General features: G+C 70.0%; 5 protein-coding genes and 1 pseudogene. 2 read left to right on the top strand and 4 right to left on the bottom strand.

Annotated features, from left to right (window positions below; genetic code table 11):
- The first annotated feature begins 136 nt into the window (after positions 1-136).
- Positions 137-544 carry a YciI family protein gene (locus tag A3IG_RS0104945; protein WP_018381740.1) on the top strand — a complete coding sequence of 136 codons (408 nt, stop codon included), beginning with the start codon at positions 137-139 and terminating at the stop codon, positions 542-544.
- Between the two features lie 498 nt (positions 545-1,042).
- On the opposite strand, the gene A3IG_RS0104935 is transcribed toward A3IG_RS0104945, so the two are convergent.
- Positions 1,043-1,804 (bottom strand): hypothetical protein, encoded by a 762-nt coding sequence (locus A3IG_RS0104935; RefSeq protein ID WP_018382434.1) that lies wholly within the window; start codon positions 1,802-1,804, stop codon positions 1,043-1,045.
- 354 nt (positions 1,805-2,158) lie between these two features.
- On the opposite strand from A3IG_RS0104935, the pseudogene A3IG_RS28625 reads away from it, so the two are divergent.
- Positions 2,159-2,990: pseudogene (locus tag A3IG_RS28625) on the top strand (nucleotidyltransferase domain-containing protein).
- A 75-nt stretch (positions 2,991-3,065) separates the two neighbouring features.
- On the opposite strand, the gene A3IG_RS0104920 reads toward A3IG_RS28625, so the two are convergent.
- From A3IG_RS0104920 to A3IG_RS0104910, 3 genes are all read right to left on the bottom strand, one after another.
- Positions 3,066-3,662, bottom strand: coding sequence for an MBL fold metallo-hydrolase (locus tag A3IG_RS0104920; RefSeq protein WP_018382431.1), 597 nt, complete (start codon positions 3,660-3,662; stop codon positions 3,066-3,068).
- A gap of 202 nt (positions 3,663-3,864) precedes the next feature.
- Positions 3,865-4,053: a hypothetical protein gene (locus tag A3IG_RS0104915; RefSeq protein WP_018382430.1), complete on the bottom strand. Its 189-nt coding sequence runs from the start codon at positions 4,051-4,053 to the stop codon at positions 3,865-3,867.
- Between the two features lie 570 nt (positions 4,054-4,623).
- Positions 4,624-6,339 carry a hypothetical protein gene (locus tag A3IG_RS0104910; RefSeq protein WP_058032968.1) on the bottom strand — a complete coding sequence of 572 codons (1,716 nt, stop codon included), beginning with the start codon at positions 6,337-6,339 and terminating at the stop codon, positions 4,624-4,626.
- Positions 6,340-6,745: the final 406 nt, after the last annotated feature.

Genomic DNA, 6,745 nt, shown 5'->3' with positions numbered 1-6,745 from the left:
CCCCTCTCCCAGGGCGCCTCCTGGCCGCGAGATTCCAAAAAAGTCGGACGGCGATGTCGAGAACCCGTGTCCTGCTCCGTCCTGGGGGTGAAGGCGGCATCCACCGGGGGTCGCACGAGTACCGAGGAGAACCACGATGGCGAAGTACCTGCTGTTGAAGCACTACCGGGGTGCCCCGGCNGCGGTCAACGACGTGCCGATGGACCGGTGGACGCCGGAGGAGATCTCGGCGCACGTGCAGTACATGAACGACTTCGCGGCGCGGCTGGAGGAGACGGGCGAGTTCGTGGACGGTCAGGCGTTGGCTCCGGAGGGGGCGTGGGTCCGGTATGACGGTGAGGGGCGCCCGCCGGTGACCGACGGGCCGTTCGCGGAGACCAAGGACCTGATCGCCGGTTGGATGGTGATCGACGTCGACAGCTACGAGCGCGCCGTGGAGCTGGCCGGGGAGCTGTCGGCCGCTCCCGGGGCGGGTGGCAGGCCGATCCACGAGTGGCTGGAGGTGCGCCCGTTCCTGACCGCGCCGCCCACCATCACGGAGTGACGCCACCGTGGGAGGGGACGAGTGGGAGGGGACGAGTCCGCCCACCTCGCGCCCACGGCGGAGCCGGCGGAACTCCGCACCCGAGCAACGATCCCCCTCACCACCCCGGGAACCGCTGCGCTCTCGTTCGCGCCTTCTCGGAGAAGCGGGGACCTCGCTAACCTTCCAGCCTCGGCGTGGAAGCGGAGCGCCAACGGGGGGAGAAGAACCATGGCCACGTGTCCGACGTGCGGTCGCGAAGAGCACGCGTTCGGTGCATGGAAATGCGGGTACTGCGCGGGTCAGGAGATAGGTGCGGCCTACCACAGGGGAGGGTTGCCCGAGGTCGAGAGGATGGCCGAGCAGAAACGCTCCGGGAACGGGGGTGGGGGAGGCGGCTGCTTACTCGTGCTCTTCTCCGGCGGGGCGATCACGGCCGCCCTGGAGATCGCGCAGCGCCTGACCTGAACTCCGTGCGGGGACGCGGCGACGGGTGCCCCACCGGCCTGGGGCACCTCCCTACTGTTCCCTCAGCCGCACGGTGGCGCGCCCGGACTCCGGGTCGCGTTCCAGCAGCACGTACCGGGCGAGGACGGCGAGGGCCAGCAGGCAGGCCCCCATCTCCAGGCCCTCCTCCACGCGGGTTCCCAGTGCGTTGACGGCCTTGTGGCCCTGGTGGAGTGCCCACCCGTTGAAGGACTCGACCAACAGCGCCCCGGTCAGGTACGTCGCCAACGAGCCGAGCAGGCCGTAGCGCAGGTCGCGGGGGAGGCTCCGGGCCCACAGCACCGCGCACACCGTTCCGGCCACGGCGACGACCGCGCCGGGCAGGACCCAGGCGTAGGTGGGAACCGACGTTCCCAGTGAGTCCGTCCACTCGCTGCCGACCTCACCGAGCCGCTCGTGGACCTCGATGGACTCGTCGATGCTGAGCAGCGCGGCCATGGCGCTCAGGCCCAGCCAGCTCAGTCGGCTCGGGCCGGGTCCCCGGCCGGTCAACGCCGCAGCGACCAGCGCCACACCGGCCACCGACAGCAGCAGGGTGCTGTTCCACCAGGTGGCCAGGTTTCCCTCGGCGTTGACGTTGAACAGCCACGTTCCCGCCGGGAGCGACGCGACGTACTCGTTGTAGCCCTGCGTGGCCAGGTCCACGACGAGGAGAACGCCGGTGGCGGCCGCCGCGAGCCACAGGACCCGCGGGATGTTCCCGAACAGGGAGGCGTCGGCCGACGGCGGCCGGGACGGTTCGGAACGCAGGTCAAGCGCCTGCTGATCAGTCATAAAGGCGGAGACTATCGGCTTATCATGCAATCTACCTGCTGATTGCTGGAAAGCCCGGATTCCGGTTGCAGTCCCCGGCGCTCCCGTCACGACCGGCTCGGAGACCCGCCCGATCACCGAGCGGTCCGGTCTTCCCCTGTCGGTGCGGAACTCCGCCGCGAACACCCGTGTTGGCCAGGGACCGGAACCCCTGGCGCGCGGCATCCCGCCCGTCCGTTCCCGCCGCGGCCCACGTAGGATTCCCGGCGTGTGCAACTTCTCCTGAGCTGACGAGCACCGTCCGGCCATCTGCCCGGCAGGCGCCGGGTGCCGCCAGCGTGTCCGCACGCTCACTCAGGAGACAGCTTCTTCCCCATGTCCTATCCCTCTGCTTGCCCCGCGCTGGATGACCGCGTCGCCCGGTTGCGGCAGCTCGCCCAGTCCGAACCCCGCCTGGAAGGCGTTCTCCTCTACGGGTCCTGGACCCTGGGCGAGGCCGATGCGCACTCCGACATCGAGGCGTACCTCTACGTCCAGGACCAGCACGTCGATGACTTCGACGGACCCGCGTTCCTGGCCAACCTCGCACCCCTCGAACTCGCCTACACCAACATGTACGGCGTCCTCGCCGTCGTCTTCGACGACCTGATGCGCGGCGAGTTCCACATCGTCGCCGCCGGCCCCGGCATCGACGAGGTCCCGACCTGGGAAGGGACGGTGTACCTGCCCCGCCCCCAGGACGCCGTTCTGCTGGATCGCACCGGCCGTCTGGGCCAAGCCGCCCAGCACCTGGCACGCTTCCGCCCACCCGAGCCCGTCGCCACCGCCCAGCAGCTCACCGACGAACTGGCCAACTGGACCCTCATGCTCGCGCACGTCCTGGCACGTGGCGAGATCGCCCGCGCGCACGCCCTGCTGCACGTCGTCATCGCCCCCCAGCAACTACAGCTCTGCCGGCTCCTGCGGGACAGCACCGTGCACTGGCTCACCCCCCAGTCGGGCACTGGAGCAGGACCTGCCCACCGCCGACCGCGACCGCTACACCGCCACCACCGCCGCCGCACGCGAAGCGGAGGTGCGCGCCGCGGCACGGAACAGTTGGCAGTGGACCCGGGACCTGGCCGCCGAGGCAGCCGGCCGCTGGGCCATCCACCTGCCACACGACCTGCACGAGCAGATCAGCGGGCTCCTGGGGGAACGTCGCTGACCGCAGCCCCGGGGGCTGCCTGACTCGCCGTCCGGCAGCCCCCAGGGGCCCCCGCCCCCGTCCATGAGGATGACCTCACAGCGACTCGCCGGGGCGCAGGTACCGGTAGCCGTGGTCGGTCTCCTCGGCGAGCCAGCCGTTGACGCTGCTCAGGCCGCGGTGGTTGATCTGGGCGTCGTGGATGGCGAACGCCCTCCGGGGGTTGACCGCCTTGACGAAGTCGATCGCCTCGGCCATCTTCAGCCACGATCCCTGCGCGGGGACCAACAGCGTCTCGATCGGCTGGTCGGGCACGTGCAGTGCGTCACCGGGGTGGTAGACCGCCCCGTCGATGACGTAGCCGAGGTTCGCGCAGTCCGGTTGGCCGGCGTAGATGAACGCGTGGCGCCCACCGACCGCCCGGACGTGGAAGCCGGCGGCGGTGAACTCCTCGCCGGAGGACACCTGGACCACATCCAGCCGTGGGATGTCCGCCTCGGCGGGGGCGTAGACCGGCACACCCAGCCCGGCCAGGCGCAGGACGTCGACGTGGTCGGTGTGTTCGTGGGTCACCAGCACGGCGTCCGCGCCGGTCAGGGCGGCCGGCTCGCTCCACGTCCCGGGGTCGATCACCAGGACGCGGCCCTCGTGTTCGAGCCGCACACATGCGTGGGTGTACTTCGTGATGCGCATGGCGCCCCAACGTACTGCCGCCGACCCGCCGCGCGCCCGGCGGGCGGCAGCGGTTCGCGGCCGGTGCGGGCACGGGCGTCGCTGGCTGCCTGGGTGACGAGGCCGACAGGGACCGCCGCACCCTACGGGTGGGGGCCTTCTTGTATTCCAGGTTCTTCGGCGCCCGCTTCGTCCGCCGCGGGCTAGGAATCACGCTGCGCTGTTACGAGGACGCCTGCCGTTGTGCCGCGGCCAGCCGCTTCGCGGCCCGGTCCAGCTCCGAGGCGAAGCGCTCCAGATGGGTGCTGCTCGCGGCCGGGTCCGCCGCCAAAGCGGCCCTCACTGTTGCTGGGGCCAGCGCGGTGTAGACCCGCTCCCGCGGAACGTCCGCGGCCTGCTCCAGACCGATCACGGCGGGGTCCCCGTGAGAACCAGCGGGAAGGTCAGAAGTTTCTGACCCCGCTGCTTGGCTCGGGATAGAGGGAGTGATCACGGCACGCGCCCCCGCGCAGTGAGCATCGCTGCCGTTGGTCGCCGCTTGCCTCGCCTGGCGGCCTCCTCGAGGCCTTCCCGCACCACAGAGCGTGCCGCATCGACCCCGTAGTCGGCGATGACCTCCAAGATCACTTTCCGGGCGGACGCTCGGGTCAGGTGGGGCGCAAGATCGGACCCTAGGGTGCTGATCGCGTGGACCCGCGCGGCGTCATGCAGGAACTCGAGCCCAGGCCGGAGGCGGGCAGAGGGAACGGCGCAGATCCGAAATCGCCCAGCAGCACACACGCAACGACCGTGCGATCGACGCGGAGGTAGGTTCTGCCGGGACCTGCCGGTGGTCTGCCCGGCCAGCCAGCCTTGACCGCTCTCTCGGCAAGCCGTGGGCAGGACCACCGGGCAGGCCGCCTCGTGGGCCTGCCCGGTGCGGGATGTACACCCCTCGCCGACCTGCGTGGACCTGGGTTCTACAGCCCGGCAGGCCAGGTTGTCAGGAGCCCTTGGTCAGGTGTCCGCCGACCTTCGCGTCTCCCCCGATGTCCGCTGATCCCTTGACGAACAGATCGCCACGGACGTGCAGTTCGCTGTAGAGGTACGTGATGCCGTTGAGCACTAGGTCGGGACCGTCGATCTTGAGTTTGCCGCGGACCCACATGCCATACGGCGCCTCGGGGACGGTCTCCATCCATCGGTTTCCCTGATGGTCGTGGAACAGCAGTGGTCCACGGGTGGTGAGGCCTTCCGCCACCTCCAGTCGGCCGCGGACCCGCAGACCGAACGGCTGCTCGTGGATGGTCTCCACCAGCGGGTCTCCCGCCTGGTTGTGGAACAGCAGTGGTCCACGGGTCGTGAGGCGCCCCGCCACTTCCATCTGGCCGACGCTCAACTCCTCCACGACGCATTCGCCACTGTAGATGACCTGCCCGTCGAAGAGGCTCTGGCCGGCCTGCCCCGTCACGTGCGCTCGGCCGGCGACCAACTCGTTCACCTCGACCTTGCCGGTTGTGAGTTGTCCCGACACCCGTACCTGACCGGCGTCCAGCTCGCTCACGTTGGTTTGGCCGGCTGCCAGGGGACCGTTGACTTGCGCCCGACCGGCGACCAGCTCGTTCACGGCGGCGTTGTTGGCCGCGAGAGCTCCGTTGACCCGGGCCTCCCCGGCCACTAGCTCGCTCACGTTGGTTGTGCCGGCGGTGAGGGGACCGTTGACCCGGGCCTGCTCGGTCACTAGCTCGCTCACGTTGGTTGTGCCGGCGGTGAGGGGACCGTTGACCTTCGCCTGTCCGGTCACCACCTCGGTCACGTCGGCCTTGCCAGCGGTGATGTCGCCCCGCTGTCGTCCGCTCTGCTTCTTGATGCTCACGCCTGTCGTGGTGAAGGTGACGCGGCCCTTCGCCGTGGTTCCCTCGACCCAGAGGGCGCGCATCCCGTGCTCGAACTCTGGGATCTCTATGTGGACGGTGGTGGTGAGGAAGTACCCCTCCGACTGCGGCTGACCGGTGCTGCGGGCGATCAGGGTGTAGGTGGTGTCTCGTTTCGGGACGCTGGCGGGGTCGTTCGGGCGCCAGCGGTACTTTCCCGGTCCGAGCCTCTCCGTGGACTTCTCGGTGCCGTCCGGAAGGGCGATCGTGTAGGTGAGGTCGTCGGGTCCGTCCCACAGCAGGACGACGTTCTGTCCCTTGTCCACCTGGGACTTCTCCGGGCGGAAGTCGGTCGGGACCTGCGCGGCCTTCTTGAGCACGGCGAGCCTGACGGGGCGGGGCGTGCGCCCGCGAGAGCTGCCCTCGGCGTCCTCGTTCACCCGCAGCAGGACCAGGCCCTCCTGGTCGGAGACGGGAAAGTTCTCCAGGCTCAGGACCATGGCACTGCCGGGAGGCATGTCAACCTCCTTGGTGTCCCTGGCGATGAAGGCGCCAGGGAGGCCAGACAGGCCTGGGGTGCCACGGGTCGGGTCCCAGCCGAACGTCGGGTTCGCTCCGCCGGCGAACGGCTTCTCCGGGGTGATCTTCGGTGTGATCACCGTGTGGTCGGATGTCAGGGCACCCGTGCCGGAGCCGAAGGGCACCTCCACCTCGATGGAGTGCCACTTCACGTGGTACGTGTTGGGGTTGGAGACCAGCACGTGCACCGTTCCCACGGCTGGTGTCCCGGTCCGGGACGCCAACGGGGCGGGGTCTGCCACGACGTCGTAGCTCAGTAAGGACACGATCGAGCCTTCCTGTTTCGGTGATCCTGTGACACGGGCACACACATGCGACGCGGGCTTCCTCGGGAACGGGGGCCCGGCGTTCTTGTAGAGAGGCCGAGGGGTCGGGCCGCCGGCGGCCCGACCCCTGGTCGAGTGCGGAATGTGAGGTCGTGTACCGACGGCGACGGGTCTCGGGGTTCGGCGCCAGACGCTGCCGGTGCCCGACGGCCAAGCGGCCCACCGAACGTGTCGCGGAAGCGTCGGGAACCGTCGCGTTTCCGTGACAGCGGCCGGCGGGCACTGGGTCCCCGATCGCCGGCCCGGGCACGATCGTCCCGAGCCCGGCACCGCGGCCCAGGCGCGAACACGCGAACTCTCCCGACGCACAGCCCCCCTCCCGCCCCCGACCCCGCCGAACAGCGGC

Source organism: Wenjunlia vitaminophila DSM 41686, from assembly GCF_000380165.1.
Taxonomy (GTDB): domain Bacteria; phylum Actinomycetota; class Actinomycetes; order Streptomycetales; family Streptomycetaceae; genus Wenjunlia; species Wenjunlia vitaminophila.
The sequence above is the reverse complement of the archived record's forward strand: the minus strand, read 5'-3'. Positions and strand labels throughout refer to the sequence as shown.

What these genes read in the sequence shown, in the direction of transcription:
- A3IG_RS0104935 (WP_018382434.1), bottom strand. Translation starts at nt 1,804, where the DNA reads ATGACTGATCAGCAGGCGCTTGACCTGCGTTCCGAACCGTCCCGGCCG.
- A3IG_RS0104920 (WP_018382431.1), bottom strand. Translation starts at nt 3,662, where the DNA reads ATGCGCATCACGAAGTACACCCACGCATGTGTGCGGCTCGAACACGAG.